The following is a 26,823-nucleotide window of genomic DNA, read 5'->3' on the forward strand; positions in this document are numbered from 1 at the left end:
TTTATTTAATCACATTTAAGGCATCCCCGTCGTTTTCTTCATCCTTTACCATTTCCATCTTTGAAATCGATACTTCATAGGCAGTTCTTTTAACTATACTCTCCTCTGAAAGCTTTTTCTCATATTCTCTGCTTTGTATTCTTCCCCAAAGTTTAACATGGGAGCCGACTTCGAGGATACTCGAGAATTTTGCATTTCTGCCCCAAGCAATAGCCGGTATGTAATCGGATTTGTTATAGGGCCTGTTTACAGCAATGAGAAGGTCTGTTATCTCTCTTCCAAAGGGGGTAGTTCTATAATTGGGGGCTTTACATATAAATCCATCAAGGAAAATCTGATTAGGACTTTTAGAAATTTCATCGATTTTTCTAACATCTCTTGCAAACACAGTGAGTATAAGTCTGTTTGCCCCATCTAAAAACTTATTATAAGACCTAAGCTGTCCCTCAATGCTAACGATGCTACCTAAAGAAACGTCGATAACGGATGTAAGCCTCTCAGAAATAGTAATAGGAAGAATATCTACGGTTTCACTAAGCCTTGGAACCTCAAGCGAAAAATTATAAAACCCTTCCCCAAACATTTCATGGCTGAAGGTAAGATCTGAGGCCACCTTACCCTCAATATACACCCTGTTTGTTGCCATTAATTTGTCTTCCATTTGCCCATCCCTCTCCCTTCGTACTTTAAAAATAAATTCTAAAATATAAATATTAATCTTATAACCAAAATATGTATAATTTTTAAAAAAATATTATATTTTATATCCCAAAATAAGCAAACAAGTCAGTGAGGGTAGATAATAATAAATATCCTGTGAATCACCTTTAAATTTTACTGGTTTTTCAAAGGGCTGTATTATTGTATTTGAAAGAGTAAATATAGCTCTTTGAAGGCAATAGCTGAAACTAAGGCCGTCAATATCATCTATACTCGATGCTGTAACGGTTGTTCTGCCATTTAATCCATAGGTAATAGGATAAATGTTGTCACATTGAAAATTTATCTTTTGAATAGAATCAGAATTGAAAATTAAATATCCATTTTCCTTAACATTTTTAATTAGATTTTGTATTTCATCAATTAATTGCGGGCTTTCATATTCAAGTGAAGTTTGAACAAGTATATCAAATTTTATTTTATCAAGCCTTTTTTCAAGTATATCCTCCCTTGAAATCTCAATTATTATATACTCAGGATTATCATAGAGTATTTTAAAAAATTCTATGCTGCTGTCTTGGTTTGTACCTATAATTATGCATTCTTTCTCATACTTCTTTAGTTTCTCGTAAATAATCTCTGCAGTTGAAGATTTACCCTTACTTCCAAAAACGCCTATAATGTACACAAACATCACCTCAAAGCCCTATTTTCTTTTATAGTTTACACTTAAAGAATATTTTATTCATATTATTCTAATATTCCCAACAAATTACTTACATAGATTTTAATTATTTGTACAAATTAATATTACAAAGCAATAAAATTCCCCATGGAAAAACTAATCTAAAGGAGGAATAAATATGGCAGCAGGTCAAAGCGGTTCAGGAAGAACACAGCTTGTACCAGAAGTACATATGCTTCTTGATAACATGAAGTATGAAATAGCTCAGGAGCTTGCAATCCCTGTACACCAAGGTTCCGAAGACTATTGGGGAAATATATCTTCAAGGGATTGCGGCAGAGTCGGCGGCACAATGGTTAGAAGGATGATAAATCTTGCTGAACAGGAAATTTTAAATGGAAAAAGACCTGAGAAAATTTAAAACCCCTATTAGGGGTTTTTCTTGATATTTTTTTAAAATTACTGTTATAATATAAAATAAAGATTCTCTATGGAGGTATGAAAATGTTCAAAGATTCTGCAGAACTTGCGGAAAATAAACTTCTTATTTTATATATATTAAATAATATAAATATGCCAATCTCTAACTCCGATATAACTCATATAATACTTGAGAATAATCTTATAAATTACTTTGCACTTCAGCAGTACTTATCCGAACTTATTGAAAGTAATTTTATTCGTGATGAAAAAGCGGACAAGCGCCATTCTTTAAGCATTACAAAGGAAGGTAAAAAAACTCTCGATTTATTTATTAATAGAATACCAGATAAGAAAAAGCATATAATCGATGAGTATATAAACCGCCACTTAAACGAAATAAAAAAAGAAGTAGAAAGCATAGCCGAATATCTTCCCTATTTGAATGATAAATTTATAGTAAATTTAAAGCTTAAAGAAGGAGACAAATTGTTAATAGAACTTAAGATTACTGCAGATTCAAATTCAGAGGCAAATAATATTTGCAAGAAATGGAAAAACAATTCATCGGAATTATATGAAAAAATAATTAACACAATTAAATCTTAGGCTTTACCGCCCATCTATTAAGAGCATAGCGTTAATGTAGCCTCTTAAAATGCTGTTTTTAGCCGCTCTAACAACTTCTCCATCTCAGGTGCCAGGTACCGAAGGCGGAGAAGTTCATATATTAGTGGTATTAAATATACAAACAGGCCGCCTGCTTAAAATTGCAGGCGGCTTCTGCTTCTTTTAGATTTAAAATTCTCTATTTCAGTATCTCGTCCAAAAGTTCTTCACTATTAAGACTTAGCTCCATTTTCTTAGCCATCTTTGTATATGCATCACAAATTTCCTTCGCAAATTTAACCGTGCTCTTTGGAAGTCTATCCTCAAATTTAATAGATAGATAATAAAAACGCTGCGCCATCTTGACCTTATTGTAAATCTCACTATTCAAAACTTATCCCCCATAAAAATGCTTATATAGTAGTATATTTAGTGAGATTTTAAAAAATACAATTTTTTAAGAACTTCAAAAATTATTGAATTTTACCTTTTAAAATGCTTCTAACTCTTCCTATCATGTAGAGGGAGCCGCAGAAAAGCAGAACCTCATCATCCTTTATAGAGTTTAACCCCTTCTCTGCTGCATCCTCTATACTTTGTGCAGCTACAGCCTCTTTACCTAAACCTTTTATAACATGCTCAAGCTCTGATGCTGAAAGAGCCCTTGGGCTGTCAGGTTCTGCAGTTATGAAAGTATCGCAAACCTCACAAAGCTTCTCTATCATTTTTGTATATTCCTTATCCCTGAGCATCCCGCAAACTGCAACTATTTTTTTCCCTTTAAAATAATATTTTAATGCTTCAGTAAGACTCTCTATCCCTTCTATGTTGTGGCCTCCATCAAGTACTATATACGGTGATTTTGAAATTACTTCAAACCTTCCTGCCCATCTTGCCCCTTCTAATCCTTCATATATTGAAGAATCATCTATTTTGTATCCTTCTATTCTTAAAGCTTCTATAGCATATAGAGCCGTTAGTGCATTTTTAACCTGATGCTCACCGAGCATATTTATTTTTAAATCCTTATAACTTCTAAGCCAATATGTATCAAAAATTATTCCATCTATATCGTTTCTTTTAATGTCGTATTGTATATCTTCAACTAAATATATCTTAGAATTTTTATTCATAGCAACGTCAAATAGTGTGAACAATGCTTCTTTATTTTGGGGGTAAATAACAACAGGCCTTCTCTCTTTTATTATACCTGCCTTTTCAAAGGCGATTTTAGAAAGTGTATCTCCAAGCACATTCATATGATCATAGCTTATGCTCGTTATAACTGAAAGTATTGGATTTACAACGTTTGTAGCATCAAACCTTCCTCCAAGTCCAACCTCAAGCACAACAAAGTCAACATTTTTTTCTTTAAAATACTTAAAAGCACAGGCAGTTATTATCTCAAACTCAGTAGGTCTTTCATATCCTTCTTCAACAACCTTTTCAACTAAAGGCTTTATTCTTGCAACTAAATCTGCTACTTCCTCTTCTTCTATTTCTTTATCGTTTATCTTTATTCTCTCTGTAAATCTTTCTATGTAAGGAGATGTATATATCCCAACCCTGTATCCCTGACATTTTAGTATTGAGGATATAAATGTAACCGTTGACCCTTTACCGTTTGTCCCGCCTACATGTATTATATTTAAATAATTCTGAGGATTTCCTAAAAGCTCGCAAAGCCTTTTTATCCTGTCAAGTCCAAGATTCATTGCAAACTTTCCTGTACTTTCTATATATTCTATTGCCTCAGTAAAGTTCATAGTACACCTCGTCTTATATCTATATTCATACTTTATAAACAGCCCTAAACTGCAAATTATTTGCAGTTTAGGGGCTTTATTAATTTTTATATTAATGCATTAATTCTTTCTATTATTTTATCGAGCATTTCCTGATATTTTGCCTGTTTCTCCTTCTCTTCCTCTATAACATTCTTTGGAGCTTTTGATATAAATCCTTCATTTGAAAGCTTTTTAACTACTCTTTCAACTTCTTTTTCGTATTTTTCCTTTTCCTTCAAAAGCCTTTCTATTTCCTTTTCCTTGTCTATTAAATCCTCAAGAGGAAGGAATATTTCAATACCTGGTACAACAGCAGATACTGCATCCTTTGGAATATCCTCTCTTTTTACAAAGGCTGTTCCGGAGGCAAAGGCAAGCTTCTCAAAATACATACTTCCTTCTTCAAGGGACGATTTAATCTCATCGTTTGAAGGTATAAGAAGAATTTTAGCCCTTCTATTGTTTGGAACGTTCATCTCTGTTCTTATGTTTCTAACAGACCTTATAACATCTATTACATACTGCATCATCTTCTCGTCTTTATCAAAACTTCTATCCTTTGAATACTCAGGCCATCTTGAAATCGTAATGGAGCTTTCTTCTCCCTCAAGATGAGTATAAATTTCTTCAGTAATAAATGGCATAAAAGGATGTAAAAGCTTTAAGCTGTCCCTTAAAACCTCAACTAATGTCATTTGTGCAGCAGCTTTATCTTTTTCATCTTCACCATAGAGTCTTGGCTTTACAAGTTCTATATACCAGTCGCAAACTTCTGACCATATAAAATCATAAATCTTTTGTGCTGCAATTCCAAGCTCAAACTTGTTAAGGTTTTCAGTAACTTCCGCTATTATATTGTTAAGCCTTGAAAGTATCCACCTGTCTGCTGAGTTTCTAATTTCATCAATGCTTCCCTTATATTTATCTATAAGGCTTTCATCAAGATTCATAAATACAAATCTTGAAGCATTCCAAATTTTATTCGCAAAGTTTCTTGAAGCTTCAACCCTTTCCATATAGAATCTCATATCATTTCCCGGGGAATTTCCTGTTATAAGGGTAAATCTTAGTGCATCAGCACCGTATTTTTCTATTATTTCAAGAGGGTCGATTCCATTGCCAAGAGACTTTGACATCTTTCTTCCCTGAGAGTCTCTAACTATTCCATGAACAAAAACATATTTAAAAGGTATCTCCTTCATCTGGTCAACTCCTGAGAATATCATCCTCGCAATCCAGAAGAATATAATATCATATCCTGTAACAAGAACGCTTGTTGGATAGAAATATTCAAGATCCTCAGTCTTATCAGGCCATCCTAAGGTTGAGAAAGGCCAAAGTGCAGAACTGAACCAGGTATCAAGTACATTTTCATCCTGTTTTAGATTATTAGAGCTGCATTTTGTACATCCCTTTGGCTCATCGGTGGATACTATAATCTCACCGCAGTCCTGACAATACCATACAGGTATTCTGTGCCCCCACCACAGCTGCCTTGATATACACCAGTCCTGTATATTTTCCATCCAGTTAAAATAAATCTTTGCAAATCTTTCTGGAACAAACTGTATTTTCCCTTCCTTAACAACCTCTATTGCAGGCTCTGCCAAAGGCTTCATCTTAACAAACCATTGTTTTGATAAAAGAGGTTCAACAACTGTACCGCATCTGTCGTGGCAGCCTACATTATGGTTTAAATCCTCTATTTTAACAAGAAGGTCAAGTTCTTTTAAATCTTCAACTATAGCGACTCTTGCCTCATATCTGTCCATTCCTTCATATTTTCCTGATAGAGAACTCATAGTTCCATTCTCATTAATAACAACAACCTGCTCGAGGTTATGGCGTACTCCAACTTCAAAGTCGTTAGGATCATGAGCTGGGGTAATCTTAACAGCACCTGTTCCAAATTCCATCTCAACATATTCATCTGCAACTATAGGAATTTCTCTATTCATAAGAGGAAGTATTGCCGTCTTTCCAATAAGATGTTTATATCTCTCATCCTCAGGATGAACTGCAATAGCTGTATCTCCAAGCATTGTTTCAGGTCTTGTAGTTGCAACTATTATATATTCGCCGCTGTCCTTTACAGGATATTTAATATGCCAAAGATTTCCACTTTTCTCGCTGTACTCTATTTCAGCATCAGATAAAGCTGTCATACATCTTGGGCACCAGTTTATAATCCTTTTTCCCTGATAAATCAGGCCTCTGTTATATAGCCTTACAAATACTTCCCTTACAGCTCTGTTAAGTCCCTCATCCATTGTAAATCTTTCTCGGCTCCAGTCGCAGGAAGCTCCCATCTTCATTAGCTGCTCCCTTATTCTCGCCCTGTATTTATGTGTCCAATCCCATACCTTTTCAAGGAATGCTTCCCTTCCTATTTCCTTTTTATATATTCCCTGCTTTAAAAGCTCGTTTTCAACCTTAACCTCCGTTGCTATGCTCGCATGATCCTCTCCCGGAAGCCATAGGGTAGAATAACCTTGCATTCGTTTCCATCTTATTAGTATATCCTGAAGAGTGTTATCGAGGGCGTGACCCATATGAAGCTGTCCTGTTATATTTGGAGGCGGTATAACTATTGTAAAGGGCTCCTTATTTTTATCTATTTTGGGAGTAAAATATCCCTTCTCAATCCATTTGTTATATAATCTTTCTTCAAAATCTTTAGGATTATAGGTTTTTGACAGATTCCTGCTATCTTCCATTTTTATTCCTCCTAAAATATTTTTAGTATTCTAAAAAAGCCTATACATGCAATTACAAGTCCTATAAGCTTTATTATTATTAGTTTAAAATCATCTTCTCTGATTTTAAAAAATTTTAATATATACTTTGCAACATATACTATTATGCTTCCAAACAATGCGAAAAATAGACTTACCCCATCAACTCTTGAAAGCATGTTTATCACCTCCAAACTTAAAAAGGCATCAAAAAAGGTTCTTCGCTCAAAAGGGCGAAGAACCGCGGTACCACCTTTATTCCGAAATTTTCGGCACTCAAAACTGTAACGGGCAACCGTTCTGCATTACTAAAGTTCATACAGAAAGCTCAAAAGCTACCTTCAGCAGCAATCTTCACAGGAGGCCTTTCAGCCGCTGAACCTCCCTCTCTTTGTGCATTAACTGCCTACTCCTCTTTTTCATAGCTTTTATATATTATTTTTTAATATTCTACACCAAATTTTTTAAAATTGTCAACATATTTATCGTTTGTTCTTAAATAAAAGATATACTCCTGCAAGTACGAATAGAACTGGGAAGAAATAAGTGCTTACATAGGATTTAATAAGGCTGTAGATTTCGTATCCATTAAAGAGTTTATCTACTATTGCCAATAAGCCTATTACAATCAATGCATAAGCAATATATATTAAAAAGTTTCTGCTAATGTTTGCTGAAAACTGCTGAGCGTTTGCTCCTTCAGTATACTTTTTAAATATAAATTCAGAATCGGGAACGTATTCTCCCCTGTCAAGCCTTCTTGCAATGCTGAAAGTGTCAAAGAAAGTAAAACACCAAAAGGGAAGTTTTATTATATCAGATAGATAACCTATAGATAAAAGCCTGCATACAGGTTCAATTAAAAGAAACAGCATAAGAGCCTGAACTCCTCTTTTTATTAGACCAAGATACATATATCCAACTCCAGGTATAAGAGCCGATAGGAATGTTAAAAATCCATTTCTTCTTTCCATTTAAATCACCCTTTCAAATATTTTCATTATAGAATTGAAGTTGTATCCTAAGGATAGAGCATAACTTCTCATCCAAAATTCTAAGTTATATATATTATACTGAAGGTTTGAAGCATAGGTTATTATCAGCAAAACTCCCGCAGCAATAAAGCTTAAAGCAGGTGTATAATTTGAGACTGTATATCTTTGAGAATTTTTATTAGTTTTATTTAGAAGCTTAACATTGTAATCTTCTTTAGCATCTATATCATCAAAGCTTGATGCAATTAATCTATCTAAATCGTCCCATTCTTGCTGCATAATATCTCTCCTCCTTTTTGAAGTTCTATTTTAAGTTTCTGTCTTGCCCTGTAGATTCTGCCTTCAACGTTTTTTTGCGTTATCCCAAGTATATCCCCAATCTCCTTTTGAGACAGTCCAATATAATAATACAGAATTACTGTAATTTTTAAATCCTCAGGAAGAGATAATATACACTGCCTTATATAATTTTTTTCATCTAAATCATTATAATCATCGCTTTTATATCCTATAAAACCTGTTAAAAAATTTTTTATGCTCTTTTTTCTCTTATAGTCGAGGCACCTCGATACAGTTATTTTATAAATATATGTTGACAGAGAACAATCCCCTCTGAAGCTTTTAATTGACTTATACAAGGTTATAAAAACCTCCTGAGATATATCCTCTGCCTCCTGATATTCATTTGTATAGGTATAGCAAAGGGATATTATTTTCTTTTTATAAAGATTTACAACTTCGATAAAAGCTTTTTCATCCCCTGATTTTAAACCATCAATCAATTCCATATCATTCAATTTAATCACTCCAAAGCACTAATATTGATAGTTCCCCTGTCTAATTTTATATCAACCTTACCTATCCCTTGACCAATGGATTTTACAATACCAGAATTTACTCTTTTTTCATCATTTACTCTGCAAGTTCCCTGCTGTAAGTCAGCAGCAATGTTTATATTTTTATCCTTTGTCTTTAAATCCAGCATGCCGTTTTGCATATCAACTGAAACCTTTTTACAAACATTATTATTTATATTTACTCTGCCATTTTGAGCTTCTATATCTATATCTTCACAGTTTCCCTTTACATTAATATTACAATTATTCCCTTCTATCTTAGTGCTTCTTGTATCATAAACAGTAAAATTCAAATTCTGTGAATCTATTATAAGGCTTTGTGCATTTTCTATACTCCCATTTATATTAGCACATTTTATATTTACATTTCCAATACTGAGCATTTCATCTCCCACAGTTTTTATATCAGAATTTGTAGCTTCAATATCAATATTCATTTTATCTGGAACATATATATTAGCTTCAACCTTTCTTATATAAGGTTCATTTATATACACTTTATATCCATCTTCAGTTTCCTCTGTTTCAATATTATAATTTCCTAATGGCTGATTTTCGTAAACATAAATTTTGGCATCAATTTTTATATTTTTATCAGCAGATTTATTTATAATAACTTTAACATTCTCTGCTGAAAAATATATTTTGTTTTTTCCTCCAAGCAAAACCTTATTAGATGATATAACTTTATAATTGTCACTATCCATCTTCTCTGTAAATTTAATAAAATTGTCAAAGTTAAAGTCTTTTCCAAAATACTTTAAATTACCGCTAAATCTATAAATAAAACCTTGATAAGCATTAGTAATAAGAAAAACTATTATTATAGGTATAATAATATAATTAAGCTGTATTTTCTCCTCTTCTTTTTTTCTTGAATGTAAAATTAGTATCTCCGCTCCTAAAAGTATAAATATAGCAGGCCAAAATTTAAAAATCTCTCTTCCAAGCTGAGGATTTGATTTGTTTATTATCATCCATACTCCAAGGAATATCAATCCTGCTGATGACGTTATAGTCCCAACTTTTTTCATAAATAAGCCTCCTTTTGATTTTTCACTTATATAGACACTTAAAACTCTTATTATCCCATAGAAATTTTATATTTTTATAAAAATATTTGTGGATTTATTCTTAAAGGTGATATTTATTAATAAAGATAATACTTTTAATGTAAAATTACTATATATTTATGCTCTATAATTTAACAAGAGTATGGATTAAAAATCCATACTCTTGTTAAATTAAAAGGGTAATATCTTAAAATAAGAATCAGTTCTCAAAATTTTATTTTTTATGCACTTCCTTATAAAAAGCAAACATATACATATAAACAATTATCATTTTTACAATTATCAATTGATTTTAATATCTATTTCAAATTATTCTTTTTTATCTTTATAGCAGTATAAATAAATACTTACCGATACATTTATTAAGAAGAGTACATAAATTATTTTAGGTATATATGGGTAAAAACTATTATAATAACTTCCTGTTAATTGATCAATATACATGGATAATTGCGACAATAAAATTGCTATTCCCAAAAATAAAGTATTAGCAGAAAAAATAATTATCCCAATTAATTTTTCTTTTTTCAAACTAATCCTCCTTTCTTTATTTTTAATCAATGGAATATATTATTATATATATTATGATTAGGAGTGAATAGTTTTGAATTTAAAAGACATCTTTTTTCTATTTTATATCAATTATTCTCTTAAATATATCTTAAAAATCAAAATATATCCTCAATAATATAAAGCTTTCCTATATCATCATAAAAAATCAAATAAATCTTTGAATGGTCTTCTTTTATTTTAAAATAATATTTATATTTTTTATCAAAATCTGGTCTTTTTATTTCTTCAACATTAAGTCTGTCAAGAACGCTGTTTATTTCAGATTCTATCTCAGGGTTTTTTGTATCTTTCCAATTTAGTTTATTTTGAATATCATTTTTATTTTTATATTCAAATATATGATATCTCTGACCATCTCCATGAAAGCTGCTTCCGCTATCTATTCTGTAAATTTCTTTATATGGTTTTGGCAATTTAACAGACCAGTTTAAATAAATTATCGTAGCATAAGAATTGTGTACTTTTATAAATAGAAATAGAAAAAATGCAGCAGTCAATAAAATAATAATGCTTATAATCTTTAATATTCCTTTTTTACTTATCATAATGGTAAAACTAACCGCATATTTTTTTGTATTTTATTTATTTAAAAATTGCGGTTAATCTGCTCACCACCTTATTAAAAATTTAGTATTTTTCAATTATTATATAACAAACCCTCCGTTAGGGCTTATTATCTGTCCTGTTATAAAATCTGCTTTATTTGAAGCTAAAAACAGAGCACATTCTGCAACATCATCCGCTGTTCCTAATCTTAACAGAGGTGTTGAATTTTTTAATTCTTCAACCTCATTTTCATTCAAATCCTTTATCATATCAGTCTGTATAACGCCCGGTGCAATACAATTCACTTGTATATTTGAAGGCCCTAATTCTTTCGATAGAGCTTTTGTAAAACCAATAATCCCTGCCTTTACAGTTGAGTAATGCACTTCACAGGATGCACCTGTCATACCCCATATTGATGAAATATTTATTATTTTCCCACTTTTTCTATGAAGCATGTGCTTTACAACTGACTGTGTACAATAAAAAACGCTGTTTAAATTTACTTTTATCATATTATCCCAATCTGTCTCTGTTAAATCTATAAAAAGCTTTTTTTGAGCTATTCCTGCATTATTTATTAAAACATCAACACTTCCAAATTTACTTATGCAATAATTTATCATAGCATCTGCTTCATCCTTATTTGATACATCAGCCTTAAATCCTTCAACAGATAATCCTTCTCTTTTTAATTCTTCTATAAACTTTAAAGCAGAGTTAACCGATTTATTGTAATTGACTAATGTATTATATCCATTAATAGCAAAAACTTTTGCCATAGCCTTTCCAATTCCCCTCGATGCTCCTGTAACAATTACAGTCCTCATTTTCATTCTCCTTAATACGCAATTAATATCTTTTATAAATATAATACTTTTCAACAAATATTTCTACTATTCATGTATTAAACTATATTCCTTTATTTTCTTTTAGTTCATTTATTACATATTTTTTATATCATCCTTAGTAGAATAAGATATATCAATTATTTTTGTAAAGAACTCTTTAATCTCATAATCATGGGAAGAACAATCAATGAAAAATTATTATCTGATATATATTGAAGCAGTCCTTTCATTATAGAAATTTTATTTTCATTGTCAAGTGCACTAAAAGGCTCATCTAATATTAAAAGTTCAGGTTTTCTAAACAGTACTCTTGCAAGGCATATCCTTTGCCTTTGACCTCCCGAAACATTTTTGCCCATTTCATCTATTCCGTAATCAAGCAAATTTTCATAAACAAATTCTGCCATATTACAAATTTTCAATGTTTTTATTATATCTTCATCTTTTTCTATAAAGCATATAGGTAAATATTTCTTTTTGTTGCATATAGTACCACAATAATATTATAAAATATATTACATGAAGTCAATTAATAATTATTAAATCTATCATGTAAATGAATTAGCGAGACTTTTTATAAAGAGTTTTTATATATTCTGCTTTAATTTTTATGTAACAAACATTTCTACAATCATATCCATTAAAATAAGTACGAGTAACACTCCCTCCTTATAAAACATATTATAAATTGACAATCATTTATGGAGGTTTTTTATGAGAAAATATCTTAAACTTCTTTGCACAATTTTAGTATCTGTTCTAATCTTATCTTGTTTCTCATCCTGCGGTAAAAAGCAGAATACAGAATTAACAAAAGTAAGGCTCAATGAAGTTGTGCGTTCAGTTTTCTATGCACCTATGTACGTTGCAATAAACAAAGGCTTTTTCAAAGAGGAGGGGCTTGAGATTGAGCTTTCAACTGGGCAAGGTGCAGATAAAACAATGCAGCAGGTTCTCTCTAAAAATGCAGACATAGGCTTTTGCGGACCAGAGCAGGTTATTTATCTTTATAATCAAGGAAGGGATGATTATGCTGTACTCTTTGCACAACTTACCCAAAGGGATGGTTCCTTCCTCGTTAGCAGAAAGGACGAAAAGGATTTTAAGTGGGAGAGCTTAAGGGGAAAAACTATTATAGGAGGCCGCCCTGGAGGAGTTCCTGAAATGAGCCTCGAGTATGTTTTAAGAAATCACGGCTTAACCATAGGAAAAGATGTAAATGTAATAACAAACCTTGCATTTACAGCAACTGCAGGAGCATTTAAATCTGGAACCGGGGATTATGTTGCACTTTTTGAACCTACAGCAAGCATGCTCGTTAATGAAAAAGCCGGCTATATCGTTGCATCAGTAGGTAAGGCCTCTGGAGAAATGCCCTATACCTGCTTTTTCTCAACAAAATCCTATATGGAAAATAACCCTGATATAATTCAAAAATTCACAAATGCAATATACAAAGGTCAGCTTTATGTTCAATCCCACAGTTCAAAGGAAATTGCAAAGGATATTGTAAGCTTTTTCCCAGGCTCAGATACAGAACTTCTATCAGTAGTTGTTGAAAATTACAAATCCATAGATGCCCTTGCAAAGGATCCAATATTAAAAGAAGAGAGCCTCTCAAGGCTTATGGATATAATTCAATCCTATGACGCAAGCCTCATTCCAACAAGACCTCCTTATGAAAAAATAGTAACTACAAAGTTTGCAGATGAGGCAATAAAGAATATCAAAAAGTAGCTTTTTGGGGGGATAATAGTGGCAAAGCTGATAATTGAAAACCTTTCAATGATATATCATACTATTGAAGCTGAGACAAAGGCTGTAGATAATCTTTCATTAGAAGTATTAGACGGGGAGTTTTTAAGCATAATAGGACCTTCAGGATGTGGAAAGTCAACCCTTCTCTCTGTAATTGCAGGTCTTTTGCAGCCATCATCTGGAAGAGTGCTATTAGATGATATGGAGATAACCAAACCCTGCAGCAAGGTAGGTTATATGCTTCAAAGGGACCATCTTTTTGAATGGAGAAATATATTCTCAAATATAACTTTAGGCCTTGAAATACAGAGAAAATGCAGCAAAGAATCCCTTTTAAAAATTGAAAGGATGCTTGAAAAATATGGCTTATCAGGCTTTAAAAACTATTATCCCCATCAGCTTTCAGGAGGTATGAGACAAAGGGTTGCATTAATTAGAACCCTCGCAATAGATCCTGACATACTATTGCTTGACGAACCCTTTGCCGCCCTCGACTATCAAACAAAGCTTGCTGTATCAGAAGAAGTTTATAAAATTATAAAGCAGGAAGGTAAAACTGCCCTCATGGTAACCCACGATATATCTGAAGCTATAGCTTTGTCCGATAGAGTTGCTGTGCTTTCAAAGCGGCCTGCAAAGCTTAAGAACATCTATGATATAAAATTATCTGTAGAAAACAGAACTCCTCTTAAATCAAGGGAAGCTCCAGAATTCAGACATTATTTCAACGCTATTTGGAAGGAGCTTGATATCCATGTTGAATAATAATTTTTCAAAGGAGCATGAACTTTATCTTAAAGCTGTAAAGAGGAGAAAGACAGCTGTAATAATAGTTCAGATATTAATTCTTATAATATTTTTTCTTCAGTGGGAGCTGACTGCAAGATATAAAATAGTTGATCCTTTTCTTGTAAGCCAGCCCTCAAGAATGATAAAGTTTATGGGAAAGCTCTACAGCGAAGGCATGCTCTTTAGGCATATATGGGTAACCTGCTATGAAACCATAATAGGTTTTCTTCTTGGGACAATAGTTGGAACATTAATTGCAATAATACTTTGGTGGTCTGACTTTATATGTAAAGTTCTCGACCCTTACCTTGTAGTTTTAAATGCCCTTCCTAAAATAGCCTTAGGACCTATTTTAATATTCTGGGTTGGGAACGGCAAGACTGCAATAATACTCATTGCCCTTACTATTTCCCTTATAGTTACTATAATCTCTGTCCTCACAGGATTTAAAGAAGTAGATGAAGATAAAATAAAGCTCCTTAAAACCTTCGGAGCTTCAAAATCCCAAATTTTAAGATATGTAGTTTTTCCATCGAGCATACCAACAATGATTTCTGCCCTTAAAATAAACGTAGGGTTATCCTATGTTGGAGTAATCGTTGGAGAATTCTTAGTTGCAAAGGAAGGACTTGGATTTTTAATAGTCTTTGGAGGACAGGTAGCACAGCTCGACATGGTAATGCTTAGTATAATAATTCTTTCAATTTCAGCCTATCTTATGTACGAAGCAGTAGCACTTCTTGAAAAGAAATTTACTGTTTGGAGAAGCTAAAAAAGAGCCAGTAATCTGCATTAATCATGCAGATTACTGGCTTTAATTATATTACAGAGCATCTACCATCTCTTTATACTTTTTAACCATTTTATAAGCCTTTGTACTGTCAAGCTTACCGTTAAAACTTCTCGTTTTAAAAAATCTCTCTGGTATTTTTTTTGAATCAAGACTATATCCAAGTTTTCTTTTTATATCGTATTTTAATTTTAAAATTTCCCTTCCTGATTTTGTAAGTTCTTCATTTGTAGTTTTAATACCGATTGAATCAAGAGCCTCAAGTATTATATCCCTCTTATATACTTTTCTTGCAAAAAGGCATATTACAAGGCTTGTTAATATATTCCTTTCTATCTCCTCTTCAAATATTTTTTGTACTATTTCCTCTTCTTTAACACCTGCTTGGTCTATAGAGTATCCTGCATTATCAAGATGAGAATGCCTCGAACCTACAGAAAAACCAACTACGCTGCCATACCCTGTATGATATCCCGGCATCTCGTTTCCTCCAAGATGGCAGGCTATATCTTCTCCTCCGTATATTTTAGAGGCATTATAAACTCCCTTGCCAAGGTTTTTATAAAACTCATTTTTCCCTGTTGCTATATAGTGTACTGCAGCCATATAGTTCGGTAAAACTCCAAACTCAAAGGGCATTAGTGTGTCATCAAGATTAATTATTCCTCTCTTATAGCACTCTGTAGCCCATCCGAGAGCTACACCTGTTGATATAGCATCGAGCCCCTCTCTTTCAACAACGTCTATAAGCTGAAGGATTTCATCGGGTGATTTAAGACCTATAAAACTTCCAAGGGAGAATAAAAGTTCATGGTCATAGGAAACGCTTACCGATTCGTATTCATATCCTTCATCAAACTGCCTTCTGAATTGCCCTATATGTATGCAGCCTATTGGGCATCCTGCACAGGCAACCTTTCTTATGAGAGATTTTTTTGCAAAACTCTCCCCTGAAATTTCCTCTGCATAATCATACTTAGTAGTTGAAAGATTCAGGGTTGGAAGGGCATTCATATCGCTAAGGGGAACAACATTTATAGAGGTTCCCAGTTCATGATACTTCTCCATAACATCGGTTTTTATTACTGTATCATATATTCTGTCATAAACCTGTCTGTATTTTTTTCTGCTTTCAGCAGGTATAGGTATAGAGTTATCCCCAATAATAACAATACCCTTTAAAAACTTTGAGCCAAAAACTGCTCCAAGCCCAAGCCTTCCAAAGTGCCTGTATGTATCAACATTGACATTTGCATAGCTGACAAGGTTTTCCCCTGCCCTGCCTATTCTCATAGAACTCCTGACGCCGCTTCCTGATGTATGCTGCCTTAAGATTTTTCCTGTATCTTCAACAGAAAGCCCCCACATAGCCCTCGCATCCTTAAAGGTTACCTTATCATCGATAACAATATATATAGGATGCTTTGCACGTCCTGTTATAACCATAGCATCTATATTGCTAAACCTCATAGCCATTGCAAGTCTTCCGCCTGCATGGCTCTCTCCATATTCTTTTGTATGAGGAGAATAAAAGGCTGCAACTGCCTTAGTACAAACAGGCATAACGAAGGATAGAGGACCTATTGCAAAAACAATAGGCTGAGAAGAATCAAATACATCAAGCTCTGCTTTTAAATTCTCATCAAGGAGCTTTGCAGCAACACCTGTTCCACCTATATATTTTAATAAATCCTGCCTTTTTTCATATTTAAATTCTTCTTTTTCAAGGTCTATATAAAGAACATTTACATAATCTCTCCCCAGCATCAAAAGACCTCCTTTAAAGTTATGCACCTGTGAGGGCAGTATTTTGCACAGTATCCACAATGGCTGCAGATTATTGGATAGCCTTCGCTGTCCATCCTGATTGCACTTACAGAGCATGCTCTACTGCATGCCCCGCATTTTGTGCATTTTCCCTTATGAAATACTACCCCTCCGCCCTCTCTTTTAGTCAGTGCTCCAAATTTGCATGCTTCCATACAGGCAGCATCAATGCAGCCTCTGCAGATATTTATTATAAACTCTCCTGATAAGCCCCCCTGTGTCTTTACATCTATTGCAGAATCAGCAGCAGAAAAATCTCCCCTTAGCCTTGCACAGGCCTGGCGGCAGGAAAGACATCCTATGCATCGCCTTCTATCTTCAACCTTAAGTACCGTTGCCATACTAATCCTCCTTAAACTTTATAAACAAGCCTGTCACCTTCAGAATCTATAACAACCCTTTGACCTTCATGTATTGTACCCTTTATTATCTCCTTAGCAATCATAGTTTCAATATTTTTTTGTATATATCTTTTTAAAGGTCTTGCACCAAACACAGCATCAAAACCTTCCTGAGATATAAGCTTTAATGCATTATCCGTTATGTCAAGTTCTATATATTTTTCTTTAAGCCTATATGCAATATCATCAATAAAAATCCTTGCAATTCTTTTTATTGAATCTTCATCAAGGGGTTTAAAGAGAACTATATCATCAACCCTGTTTAAAAACTCTGGTCTAAACTTAACCTTTAAAACTTCAAATACATCCTTATATATATCATCCATATTTTTATTGTCTTCTATACCCTTTTGAATTATGTCGCTTCCTATATTTGAAGTCATAATTATTATTGTATTCCTAAAATCTACAACTTTACCATGGCTGTCAGTAAGGCGTCCTTCATCGAGTATCTGAAGGAATATATCAAATACATCCTCGTGGGCCTTTTCTATTTCATCAAAGAGCACAACACTGTATGGTTTTCTTCTTACAGCCTCTGTAAGCTGTCCTCCCTGGTCATACCCTACATATCCCGGAGGTGCTCCTATAAGCCTTGATACTGAAAATTTCTCCATGTATTCTGACATATCGATTCTAATAACATTTTCCTCGCTGTCAAACATACACTTTGAAAGGGTTTTTGCAAGTTCCGTCTTCCCAACTCCTGTTGGGCCTAAAAATATAAAGCTTCCAACAGGCCTTTTAGGATCCTTAATGCCTGCCCTTGCCCTAAGCACAGCATTTACAACAAGCTCAACAGCCTCATCCTGACCTACAACTCTTTTTTTAATGTTTTCTTCAAGGCTTAAAAGTTTTTGCTTTTCACCTTCCACAAGCCTTGATACGGGAATACCAGTCCACCTTGAAAGTATTTGTGCTATTTCCTCCTCCGTTACTTCTTCCTTTAAAAGAAGTTCTTCATTTTTCTGCTTTTCCTCAAGCTCTTTAAGTTTTTCCTGAAGCTGTGGAAGCTTTCCGTATTTTATCTCCGCAAGCCTGTTTAAATCGTATTCCCTCTCAGCCTTTTCCATCTCACCCTTTAGCTTATCTATGTTCTCCTTTATCTCTCTTATGTTTTTTATTTCCCTTTTCTCATTCTGGTATTTTGCATTTAAATGGCTTTCTTTATCCTTTAAATTTGCAATTTCATTCTCTATAAACTTTAACCTTTCTAATGATATTTCATCGTTTTCCTTCGAAAGTGCCTTCTTTTCTATTTCAAGCTGCATTATCCTTCTGTGAACCTCATCAAGTTCTGTTGGAAGGCTGTCAATCTCAGTTCTAACCATTGCCCCTGCCTCATCTATTAAATCTATGGCTTTATCTGGAAGATACCTGTCAGTTATATACCTGTGGGATAGTTTTGCAGCTGCAACTATTGCGCTGTCATGAATTCTAATGCCATGGTGTATCTCAAATCTCTCCTTAAGGCCTCTAAGTATCGTAATAGTTTCATCTACATCAGGTTCCTCTATAGTAACTGGCTGAAATCTTCTCTCAAGAGCCTTATCCTTTTCTATATATTCTCTGTATTCATCAAAGGTGGTAGCTCCAATGCAGTGAAGTTCTCCCCTTGCAAGCATAGGCTTTATTAAATTTCCTGCATCCATTGCTCCCTCTGCCTTGCCTGCACCAACAATTGTATGAATTTCATCTATAAATAGTATTATCCTTCCTTCGCTTCTTTCAATCTCCTTTAAAACTGCCTTAAGCCTTTCTTCAAACTCTCCTCTGTATTTTGCACCGGCAATTAAGGCTCCAAGGTCGAGGGAGAATATTATTTTATCCTTAAGGCCTTCAGGAACATCCCCCCTTACAATTCTTTGCGCAAGTCCTTCAACTATTGCTGTTTTGCCAACCCCAGGCTCACCTATTAGGCAGGGATTGTTTTTAGTCTTTCTTGAAAGTATTCTTATAACCCTTCTTATCTCTTCATCCCTGCCGATTACAGGATCAAGCTTATTGGACTTTGCTTCTAAGATTAGGTTTCTTCCATATTTCTTAAGGGCATCATAGGTTCCCTCAGGATCATTAGTTACAACCCTCTGGCCACCTCTAACATCCTTTAGGGCTTTCATGAAATTATCCTTATTTATGCCGTGCTTTTTAATAATATCGCTTCCTGCATAATCACCTTCTAAAAAGGCTAAAAATATGTGCTCAACGCTAATAAATTCATCCTTAAGCCTTTTAGCGATATCCTCTGATTTTATTAAAACTTCCTCAAACCTTCTTGTTGCATATATGCTGCTTGATGCAGCACCCTCACCTAAAACCTTAGGCTGCCTTTCAAGATGATTTAAAACCTCCTTTGAAAGGAGGTTAGAATTTATGCCTATTTTCTCAATAAGCTGAGGAATAAGCCCTTCATCCTGAGTTAAAAGAGCATACAAAAGATGAAGAGTATCAACCTGCTGATGATTTAACCTTACAGCTGTCTGCTGAGATAGATTTAATGCCTCTTGAACCTTTAACGTCATTTTTTCTATGTCCATATAAAATCCTCCTGTCATGCAAGTCTTTTTTCTATTTCTATAATGCTTACAAATGCTTCATGAACTGTATTTGCAAAGTTTTTATTTTGTTTTAAGCACTCATTTTTATTATAGGAAAATGAAATTATAAAATTAAATTCATACCTTCCCTCATTAAAATTACCCTCAATAAATTTCAAAATATTATCATAATTCTTATTATTTAATTCAAAGGAAGCTATTTTTAAGGAGCTGCTTTTTTTAGTTTTACTGATATAATCTACACAAAGTATCATATACTTATTAGACATAAAATATTCCCATATGATGCTTTTCTTGTTTTTTAAAATTTCAATTATATATTCGCATTGCTCCTTTGTTTCAGATTTAAAAATAAGCTCCACAGACAGATTATCGCCGCCAAGATGTATATTTACTTTAAATTTGTTTTGACAGTTTTTGCATTCTGCAACTATCGCATTGCTTCTCTTATTAAAATTCTGAAACTCCTTATCCAGCTCTAAAACTCCGCCCGTCTTTTTGTGATATATTTTCTGAACCTCATAGCAAAGGCTTCTAAAATGCTGTTTGACTTCATTTCTGGCAGCCTCATACTCCTCTTTTGTCATTTTGTCCTTTTTTTTGAAGAAATCAAAGTCCATCCCCACAAGCCCATTAAATTCCATCAATATCCCTCCTTAAAATAAAAGGTGTGATTAGCTATTTTGTATTAATTATACACAATCTATACAAAAAAGGAAATTCACACCTCATACCTTTATGAAATTTTATTTATGCAATATTATTCCAAGTTCCTCGTAAAGTTCAATTCCTTTGCTCATATAATTAAATGATAAATCTTTTTCATTTATTTCCTGATAAAATCTGCTAAGAAGAATATAGCAATCTGCAAGCTGTCTCTTAAAATTTAAAGTCTCAAGATATTTTACTAAGTTTAATAAAATTTCTTCACTCTTAATAATATTTCCCTTGTTTTTATATATTTTAAACATATATTCATAGCATTTTATTCTATAATCAATCTGATTATCTTTTAACTTTTCAAAGAGGTTGTTTATTATATCCATAGCTTTATCTGTTTCATCCAAAGATAAATAGTTATCGCATATTCTAAACACCGTTTCCGCATAAGTTTCATCCATTAATTCTGTTTTAATTTTTAATGCTTTGTTTAGGTGCTCAAAGGATTCATCAAAATTATTATCCTTTGCAAAAATTACTCCGAGGCTGTTTTCAATATCAGCAACCTCTCTTACATATTGAATTTCGTTAAATATTTTTTTTGCTTCCTTTGCATACTTCATTGCTTCTTTAATATTATTCTTTTCCCCGTAGGCTATACTTAAAAGCATAAGTGTATTTGCATATTCCTTTTTATCCTCAATCATTTTAAGTTTGTCCTTTGCTACCATAGCAAATCTTATAGACTGATACATATCATTTAAGTAGTAATAGCAAAGTGAAATATAATAATATACTTTAGCCTTTAAAATATCGTTTATATAGCCATATTCATTTAAAATAGAATCTGCCTGCATAAAATAATTTAAAGCTCCCTTTATAAAATCCATTTTAAAGGTAATCTCACCAAGAAGTATAAAGCTGTTTACAATATCATCTACATTATCGGTCTTTAAAAAATAGCTGTTTGCAGCAAGGCAGCACTGCTGTGCTTCTTCATATTCTCCCTTTATCTCCTTAAGCCTTGCTAAGAGCATATCAAATTTGCCTTTATAATATGAAAGGTTGTATTCTTTTGCATAATGAAGCCCCTTATCAATCGTCTCCTTCGCCTTTATATAATTTTCCCCGTTTATTGCAGATTCTGCAATGCTAATATAAAACTCGCAAATGTTTGAAGCCTGTTTTTCTTCGCTCTCAAGAAAATATTCTATGTCTGTATCAAGCCTTTGAGCAATATATTCTAAAAGATCTATGCTTGGATTAGACTTTCCCGATTCAACGAGACTTATCTGCCCGGCAGTTATTCTATCACCAGCCAGCTCCTTAAGAGTCATATTCTTTTCTTTTCTTTTTAGTTTTATCTTTTCACCAAGGGTTAAAATCTCCATAACATCATTCCTTTTGCAGATATTAATATTATTATACAAAAAATAAAAAAAATAGGATAGTCAAAATTTAATAACTATCCTATTTTGATGTATCACATCGAATATTCTCTTAAATCGTTTAATAAAGCTTCTGCCCTGTGTATTATTCTATTGCTTGCCCTGCTAACTTTTCTTCTTGTTCTCATATCCATTTGAGGCATCATCATAAGCCCAGCAGCAGCACCTAACAGCATTCCAGCTGTAAGTCCGCTAACAAACCTTCCTCTCATGGTGTACATCTCCTTTCATATTTATCTATGAATAGAGTATGCACTTTAAAAAAATATAAACATGTAAAATTTAACCTCTTCCTGCAGCAAAACCCTTATCATATGCTTTTTTTAAAATTTCTTCTCTATTTATTACTTTTATTTCATCAGTTCCTAAAGCATATATTTTATCGTTTAAAGAAGCATCTATTGAAAGCATAAAGAATTTAGCAGTAAGACCTATCGATTCTATCATTTTTTCATTTTTCCCGCCTGCAGTAAAAATAAGATATCCTTTCCTTTTTTTGTTATTATCGTTTTTCAAAACATATTTTTTGCTATAAAAGCTTTGAAATCTGTCTATGACAGTTTTAAGCTGTGAAGTTACTGAGGCAAAATATACTGGAGATGATAAAACTACTAAATCGCTTTTTTCTACAGCTTCATAAATAAATTTCATATCATCCTCAATAAAACATTCACCATCTTTTTCACACTTTAAGCATCCTATACATGGATTTATGTTTAATTTTGTAATATCTATAAAGTCAATACTGCATTTTGCATCTAACAGTCCTTTAATAAAACTATCGGTAATGATTTTAGTATTGCCATTTTCCCTTGGACCTCCATAAAGAATTACTGCTTTCATTTTATCCTCCATAGATATTAATTTATAAATATAGACTAAATGAAAGCACCCAATGGGTGCTTTCATTTAGTCTATAGGGGGTAACGCCATTTAAAATGGCTTAGTAAACCTTAATTGCTTTTATTATTTTTAATATTAGCACGATAAAGTTATAAAATCAACAAATATTTAAAATTTTTATAGTTCGAGCTTCTCCATTATTTCATCAATATCAAATTCAATTCCTTCTTTTGCAAAAACAACAGTAAATTCACATCTTTCACTGCTTCCCATATCCATTTCATAGGCTACGAATTCTCCAAAAAGCCCAAACTCTTCACAAATATCATCAACTATATCCCTGACGTTATCTGCTGCTATATCAGTAAGATAGGGGAGATAAAACTCTTCGTTCCATTCATCTTCTGTACTCTCTGCATCACAGTTTTCATTTGCATATTCCTTTGCCGCCTCTATTTCTGCCTCATCAAAGGTATAGAAAAAATTATAGACAAAAATATCTTTGTTGTATTCAATCTCATCTATTTCTTCAAGCCCTTCATTTTCGAGAAAATTTAAAATTTCTTTATGTTTTATCACACTAACACCTCACAAAATAATTTATTTATAAATTATTTTATCATATTAGTGTTAATTTTATTAGTGAATTTACTAAAAAAATATAAAAAATACACTTTTTAGCAATATGTTTATATACTATACTGCTTTTTCCCAACAACCTGTCTTCTATAGAATATAAACATCATTATTGCTGCAATAAAGGACATCAAAGCTCCAAAATAAAAAGGTGCTGATGAATTAACATTATCGTAAAGTATACCTGCTATAAGGCTTGCAGGAAGGAGAGTAATCCCAAGAAGGGCATTGTATAATCCAAGGCCAGTTCCTCTTTTGTCTTTATCTATCAAATCAGAAACCAATGCCTTTTGTATACCGTCAGTTGCAGCGCTATATATTCCATATAGAGCAAATAGAAGCAAAATAATTCCTTTTATGCTTGTTTTTCCAAAGAAGAAATAAATAACAGAATACAGCATATATCCAAATATAATTATTCTCTCTCTTCCTATTTTGTCTGAAAGCATTCCCATAGGTATTGCAAAGAGCACTGATACTGAATTGAATATTAAATATACTAATGGAATATATACTGCATTTATTCCAACATCATTAGCTTTTACAAGCAAAAGAGTGTCTGTAGAATTTCCAAGAGTAAATACAAATACAATGAATAAAAATATATAGTATTTTTTAGAAAAATCTTTTAATACTATTTTATCCGGTAAATCTTCTTTATTCTTCTTGGCTTCCTTTACAAAGGATATTATTGTAAATACTCCTAAAACTGCCGGAATTGCAGCAAAAATAAATACTCTTCTATAGTCTTTAGGAAAATTTAATAATATAATATACGCCAAAAGAGGTCCTATTATAGCCCCGCAATTATCCATAGCCTTATGAAAGCCAAAGTTTTTCCCTGCACTTTTAGATGAGCCTGCAATCAGGCTGTCTCTCGGAGCTGTTCTAATTCCTTTCCCAACTCTTTCAGTAAATCTCATAATAAGAACATGTAAAGGAACTTTTGCAATGGCATAAAGAGGCGTTATTAATGCTGTTATCCCATATCCTATTATCATAAAGGGTTTATTCTTTCCTATTTTATCGCTCCACCATCCTGATATTGCCTTTAAAACTGAAGCTGTGCTTTCTGCAATTCCTTCAATTAAAGAGAGCTCTGTTTTAGTAGCTCCTATTGAAAGTAGAAAAAGCGGCATTACAGAATATATCATTTTTACCGAAGTATCTGTTAAAAAACTTGTAAGTCCAGTGAAAAAAATATTCCTTTCAAGGCCCATAACCTTTTTTTCTTTTAACTGAGTTTCCATTATACCCCTCCTATGAGCTGTAAGCACTATAAACTTTATCGCTGAAATCCTCGAATTCAGCTTTACACCTATCAATTTCACTTTGTGCTTTCTCTGAAAGCTCTGAATTAAAATAATCTCTCCTTTTAATCTTTTGAAACCAGTCAATAAGCTTATTAATTTCCTCTTCGTTTTCCTCAAGCTCTGCAAATGTAAAATTCTTTATATTTGTTTCTCTTATCATCTCCTCATGAAACTTTTCACAATACTCAATAAGTTCCTTATACTCTTTGCCTCTTTCCTCATTAAACTTTTTTATTATTTCATTTACACCTTCCATAAATCTGCCACAAACAATAAATATATTTCCTTCTTCCTTTTCAGTAAAATCCTTTATTTTTTCAAGTTCCTCTGAAATATTTTCAAATTCAGGTATTACCCATAGGGACTGATGTAAATTAAGTGCACCTAATTTTTTTAGCCTTCGCCACATAGAAACCCTTATTCTTGATGGCTCTGAGGGAAGGTTATATGAAATAAAATAAAAATTTTGTTCCACTAAAATTCCTCCTTTGTAACAGCCGTTACATTCATTATATAACATTTTAATTAAAAATAAAATAAGAAGCCATGAAATAATATCAAAAATAAACTCTATGTTGAAGAATCTACTTTTGAATTATTCATGGCTTTAATAAATAAGATATAACTTTTAATCTAACTATATAGCTTCTCCAGCTCTTTTGCCTATATTTTTTGCCTTTTCTAAATCCTCTTTTGTAGGTTTAAATTGAACCTTAAATCCTTCTTCAAAAATTTTGAACTTAAGACCTTTTAATCTTTCCTCAATCATAGGAACTGCTTCCCCGCTCCACCCGTAGGAGCCAAACACGAAGGCCAATTTGCCTCTATTAATAATTGGTGAAGTTAAAGAAAGCATATCCCATATCGGTTTTAAAGCATCCTGATTTATAGTTGGAGAGCCAACAGCGATAAATTTAGAATCATCTATAATATCAATCACCCTGTTAATATCCATTTCAGAAACATCTATTGTTTTTACCTCTGCTCCTGCTTCTTTAAGTCCTTCTGCTATAGACTGTGCAATCATTTTTGTGTAACCATAGGCTGAAACATAAAGAACAGAAGCATTTTTCCCAGCTGCAAGATTTAAAACAGGCTTGCTCCAATTTTCATAAAGCGCAACATATTTTAATGGATTATTTCTGTGAATCGGTCCATGGCTTGGAGCAATAATGTCTATCTTTAGAGGTTTTATCTTCTCAATTGCAGAAAGAACATGTTTTTTAAAGGGCCCCATAATTACTTCAAAGTAATATTTAAATTCCTCAGAAAAATCTCCGACTTCATCATTAAATATGCTATTATCGCAGTAGTGGCATCCAAAGGCATCACAGCTAAAAAGTATATTATCATATTCGCTGTATGTAAATATAGTATCAGGCCAATGTAAAAATGGCGCAGATATAAACTTTAATGTCCTTTTCCCTATGGAGAGCTCACCCTTTGCTTCCTCACCTATAAAGTCCTTATTTATTATCTGTCTTATATTTATAAGGGCAGATTTTGATGCATAAACAACTGCATCAGTATAAGTTTCAAGTATTTTTCCAAGGCAGCCGCTGTGATCTGGTTCTGTATGATTTACAACAACATAATCTATTTGTCTATCTCCAATAATGGACTTTATATTTGAAATAAATTCATCAAAATATCCATCCTTAGCACAATCAATAAGTACGATTTTTTCATCAACTATAAGATATGAATTGTAAGTAGTTCCGCTTTTTGTTTCCATTATTATGTCAAAAACTCTAAGTTCAGGGTTTTTGACTCCCACATAATACACATCCTTTTTTAATTCTTTTATATTCATTTTATCACCTCAATCTATTTGTATTCCATACAACTATTAACAATATTATTATAACCCATAATATATACAAATAAAATATTTCTAAAGATAATATTTTTCCAAGGCTTAGAGCTTCAAAATGAGCGGCAAAGATTATCTGTGCAGCATTATGGTTACATCTCCTTTCGTTGCTTAGAAACCATAATGCTGCTAAAGC

At 32.8% G+C, this 26,823-nt stretch carries 32 protein-coding genes and 1 other annotated feature; of the genes, 6 read left to right on the forward strand and 26 right to left on the reverse strand.

What is annotated here, in order from left to right; all coding sequences use genetic code 11:
* Position 1: 1 nt before the first annotated feature.
* Together B5D15_RS07550 and B5D15_RS07555 are read right to left on the reverse strand one after the other, a co-directional pair.
* A complete protein-coding gene (locus B5D15_RS07550) occupies positions 2–661 on the reverse strand; it encodes a single-stranded DNA-binding protein (RefSeq protein WP_078696515.1) in 660 nt (219 codons plus the stop codon).
* A 93-nt stretch (positions 662–754) separates the two neighbouring features.
* Positions 755–1,348 (reverse strand): Mur ligase family protein, encoded by a 594-nt coding sequence (locus B5D15_RS07555; protein ID WP_179122222.1) that lies wholly within the window; start codon positions 1,346–1,348, stop codon positions 755–757.
* 175 nt (positions 1,349–1,523) lie between these two features.
* Between B5D15_RS07555 and B5D15_RS07560 the strand changes: the two genes are divergently transcribed.
* The 3 genes from B5D15_RS07560 (at position 1,524) to B5D15_RS15415 (ending at position 2,561) form a co-directional block, all read left to right on the forward strand.
* Positions 1,524–1,766, forward strand: coding sequence for an alpha/beta-type small acid-soluble spore protein (locus B5D15_RS07560; protein WP_078696517.1), 243 nt, complete (start codon positions 1,524–1,526; stop codon positions 1,764–1,766).
* Between the two features lie 83 nt (positions 1,767–1,849).
* On the forward strand, positions 1,850–2,374 hold the full coding sequence (locus B5D15_RS07565; protein ID WP_078696518.1) for a DUF4364 family protein: 525 nt from the start codon (positions 1,850–1,852) through the stop codon (positions 2,372–2,374).
* A gap of 49 nt (positions 2,375–2,423) precedes the next feature.
* Positions 2,424–2,561: a hypothetical protein gene (locus B5D15_RS15415; RefSeq protein ID WP_179122223.1), complete on the forward strand. Its 138-nt coding sequence runs from the start codon at positions 2,424–2,426 to the stop codon at positions 2,559–2,561.
* 12 nt (positions 2,562–2,573) lie between these two features.
* On the opposite strand, the gene B5D15_RS07570 is transcribed toward B5D15_RS15415, so the two are convergent.
* From B5D15_RS07570 to B5D15_RS15770, 12 genes are all read right to left on the reverse strand, one after another.
* A complete protein-coding gene (locus tag B5D15_RS07570; protein WP_078696519.1) occupies positions 2,574–2,765 on the reverse strand; it encodes a hypothetical protein in 192 nt (63 codons plus the stop codon).
* A gap of 82 nt (positions 2,766–2,847) precedes the next feature.
* Positions 2,848–4,140 (reverse strand): bifunctional folylpolyglutamate synthase/dihydrofolate synthase, encoded by a 1,293-nt coding sequence (locus tag B5D15_RS07575; RefSeq protein ID WP_078696520.1) that lies wholly within the window; start codon positions 4,138–4,140, stop codon positions 2,848–2,850.
* Positions 4,141–4,226: 86 nt separating this feature from the next.
* The gene (locus B5D15_RS07580; RefSeq protein ID WP_078696521.1) at positions 4,227–6,878 is read right to left on the reverse strand and encodes a valine--tRNA ligase; all 2,652 of its coding nucleotides are present in this window, start codon (positions 6,876–6,878) and stop codon (positions 4,227–4,229) included.
* An 11-nt stretch (positions 6,879–6,889) separates the two neighbouring features.
* On the reverse strand, positions 6,890–7,075 hold the full coding sequence (locus tag B5D15_RS07585) for a hypothetical protein (RefSeq protein WP_078696522.1): 186 nt from the start codon (positions 7,073–7,075) through the stop codon (positions 6,890–6,892).
* A 47-nt stretch (positions 7,076–7,122) separates the two neighbouring features.
* Positions 7,123–7,328: a binding site (T-box leader), on the reverse strand.
* Between the two features lie 50 nt (positions 7,329–7,378).
* The gene (locus B5D15_RS07590) at positions 7,379–7,870 is read right to left on the reverse strand and encodes a hypothetical protein (protein ID WP_078696523.1); all 492 of its coding nucleotides are present in this window, start codon (positions 7,868–7,870) and stop codon (positions 7,379–7,381) included.
* A complete protein-coding gene (locus B5D15_RS07595; protein WP_078696524.1) occupies positions 7,871–8,170 on the reverse strand; it encodes a hypothetical protein in 300 nt (99 codons plus the stop codon). It lies immediately after the preceding gene.
* A complete protein-coding gene (locus B5D15_RS07600) occupies positions 8,146–8,679 on the reverse strand; it encodes an RNA polymerase sigma factor (RefSeq protein ID WP_078696547.1) in 534 nt (177 codons plus the stop codon). Before B5D15_RS07600 ends, B5D15_RS07595 begins: the two co-directional genes overlap by 25 nt.
* A gap of 14 nt (positions 8,680–8,693) precedes the next feature.
* Positions 8,694–9,782, reverse strand: coding sequence for a LiaI-LiaF-like domain-containing protein (locus B5D15_RS07605; protein WP_078696525.1), 1,089 nt, complete (start codon positions 9,780–9,782; stop codon positions 8,694–8,696).
* A 348-nt stretch (positions 9,783–10,130) separates the two neighbouring features.
* Positions 10,131–10,352 carry a hypothetical protein gene (locus B5D15_RS07610; protein ID WP_078696526.1) on the reverse strand — a complete coding sequence of 74 codons (222 nt, stop codon included), beginning with the start codon at positions 10,350–10,352 and terminating at the stop codon, positions 10,131–10,133.
* Between the two features lie 137 nt (positions 10,353–10,489).
* Positions 10,490–10,939: a hypothetical protein gene (locus tag B5D15_RS07615; RefSeq protein ID WP_078696527.1), complete on the reverse strand. Its 450-nt coding sequence runs from the start codon at positions 10,937–10,939 to the stop codon at positions 10,490–10,492.
* A gap of 99 nt (positions 10,940–11,038) precedes the next feature.
* Positions 11,039–11,770: an elongation factor P 5-aminopentanone reductase gene (ymfI, locus tag B5D15_RS07620; protein ID WP_341428522.1), complete on the reverse strand. Its 732-nt coding sequence runs from the start codon at positions 11,768–11,770 to the stop codon at positions 11,039–11,041.
* 158 nt (positions 11,771–11,928) lie between these two features.
* Positions 11,929–12,198, reverse strand: a complete 270-nt coding sequence (locus B5D15_RS15770) for an ATP-binding cassette domain-containing protein (protein ID WP_078696529.1) — start codon at positions 12,196–12,198, stop codon at positions 11,929–11,931.
* 307 nt (positions 12,199–12,505) lie between these two features.
* Here B5D15_RS15770 and B5D15_RS07630 point away from each other — a divergent pair, with 307 nt between their 5' ends.
* The 3 genes from B5D15_RS07630 to B5D15_RS07640 are packed head-to-tail and all read left to right on the forward strand — an operon-like array spanning position 12,506 to position 15,110.
* Entirely contained in the window at positions 12,506–13,528 is a 1,023-nt protein-coding gene (locus B5D15_RS07630; protein ID WP_078696530.1) for an ABC transporter substrate-binding protein, read from the forward strand.
* A gap of 48 nt (positions 13,529–13,576) precedes the next feature.
* Positions 13,577–14,314 (forward strand): ABC transporter ATP-binding protein, encoded by a 738-nt coding sequence (locus tag B5D15_RS07635; protein WP_423236571.1) that lies wholly within the window; start codon positions 13,577–13,579, stop codon positions 14,312–14,314.
* Entirely contained in the window at positions 14,304–15,110 is an 807-nt protein-coding gene (locus B5D15_RS07640) for an ABC transporter permease (RefSeq protein WP_078696532.1), read from the forward strand. Before B5D15_RS07635 ends, B5D15_RS07640 begins: the two co-directional genes overlap by 11 nt.
* A gap of 51 nt (positions 15,111–15,161) precedes the next feature.
* Here B5D15_RS07640 and B5D15_RS07645 read toward each other — a convergent pair whose 3' ends face one another.
* From B5D15_RS07645 to B5D15_RS15625, 12 genes are all read right to left on the reverse strand, one after another.
* Positions 15,162–16,895, reverse strand: coding sequence for an aldehyde ferredoxin oxidoreductase N-terminal domain-containing protein (locus B5D15_RS07645; RefSeq protein ID WP_078696533.1), 1,734 nt, complete (start codon positions 16,893–16,895; stop codon positions 15,162–15,164).
* Positions 16,895–17,296, reverse strand: coding sequence for a 4Fe-4S binding protein (locus tag B5D15_RS07650; protein WP_078696534.1), 402 nt, complete (start codon positions 17,294–17,296; stop codon positions 16,895–16,897). Before B5D15_RS07650 ends, B5D15_RS07645 begins: the two co-directional genes overlap by 1 nt.
* A gap of 11 nt (positions 17,297–17,307) precedes the next feature.
* Positions 17,308–19,893 carry an ATP-dependent chaperone ClpB gene (gene clpB, locus B5D15_RS07655; protein WP_078696535.1) on the reverse strand — a complete coding sequence of 862 codons (2,586 nt, stop codon included), beginning with the start codon at positions 19,891–19,893 and terminating at the stop codon, positions 17,308–17,310.
* Between the two features lie 14 nt (positions 19,894–19,907).
* The gene (locus B5D15_RS07660; protein WP_078696536.1) at positions 19,908–20,558 is read right to left on the reverse strand and encodes a hypothetical protein; all 651 of its coding nucleotides are present in this window, start codon (positions 20,556–20,558) and stop codon (positions 19,908–19,910) included.
* Positions 20,559–20,660: 102 nt separating this feature from the next.
* Positions 20,661–21,965, reverse strand: a complete 1,305-nt coding sequence (locus tag B5D15_RS07665; RefSeq protein WP_078696537.1) for a helix-turn-helix domain-containing protein — start codon at positions 21,963–21,965, stop codon at positions 20,661–20,663.
* A 92-nt stretch (positions 21,966–22,057) separates the two neighbouring features.
* Entirely contained in the window at positions 22,058–22,234 is a 177-nt protein-coding gene (locus tag B5D15_RS07670) for a YtxH domain-containing protein (RefSeq protein ID WP_242948715.1), read from the reverse strand.
* 70 nt (positions 22,235–22,304) lie between these two features.
* Positions 22,305–22,865, reverse strand: coding sequence for a flavodoxin family protein (locus tag B5D15_RS07675; RefSeq protein WP_179122224.1), 561 nt, complete (start codon positions 22,863–22,865; stop codon positions 22,305–22,307).
* 177 nt (positions 22,866–23,042) lie between these two features.
* Entirely contained in the window at positions 23,043–23,444 is a 402-nt protein-coding gene (locus tag B5D15_RS07680) for a hypothetical protein (RefSeq protein WP_078696540.1), read from the reverse strand.
* Positions 23,445–23,554: 110 nt separating this feature from the next.
* The gene (locus B5D15_RS07685; RefSeq protein ID WP_078696541.1) at positions 23,555–24,751 is read right to left on the reverse strand and encodes an MFS transporter; all 1,197 of its coding nucleotides are present in this window, start codon (positions 24,749–24,751) and stop codon (positions 23,555–23,557) included.
* Between the two features lie 10 nt (positions 24,752–24,761).
* Positions 24,762–25,289, reverse strand: coding sequence for a Chromate resistance protein ChrB (locus B5D15_RS07690; protein ID WP_078696542.1), 528 nt, complete (start codon positions 25,287–25,289; stop codon positions 24,762–24,764).
* A gap of 162 nt (positions 25,290–25,451) precedes the next feature.
* The gene (locus B5D15_RS07695; protein WP_078696543.1) at positions 25,452–26,627 is read right to left on the reverse strand and encodes an FprA family A-type flavoprotein; all 1,176 of its coding nucleotides are present in this window, start codon (positions 26,625–26,627) and stop codon (positions 25,452–25,454) included.
* Between the two features lie 4 nt (positions 26,628–26,631).
* On the reverse strand, positions 26,632–26,823 hold a 192-nt coding region (locus B5D15_RS15625; RefSeq protein ID WP_207651457.1), incomplete at its 5' end, for a hypothetical protein.

It is taken from the genome of Caloramator quimbayensis (genome assembly GCF_900167605.1).
Lineage (GTDB): Bacteria > Bacillota > Clostridia > Clostridiales > Caloramatoraceae > Caloramator_B > Caloramator_B quimbayensis.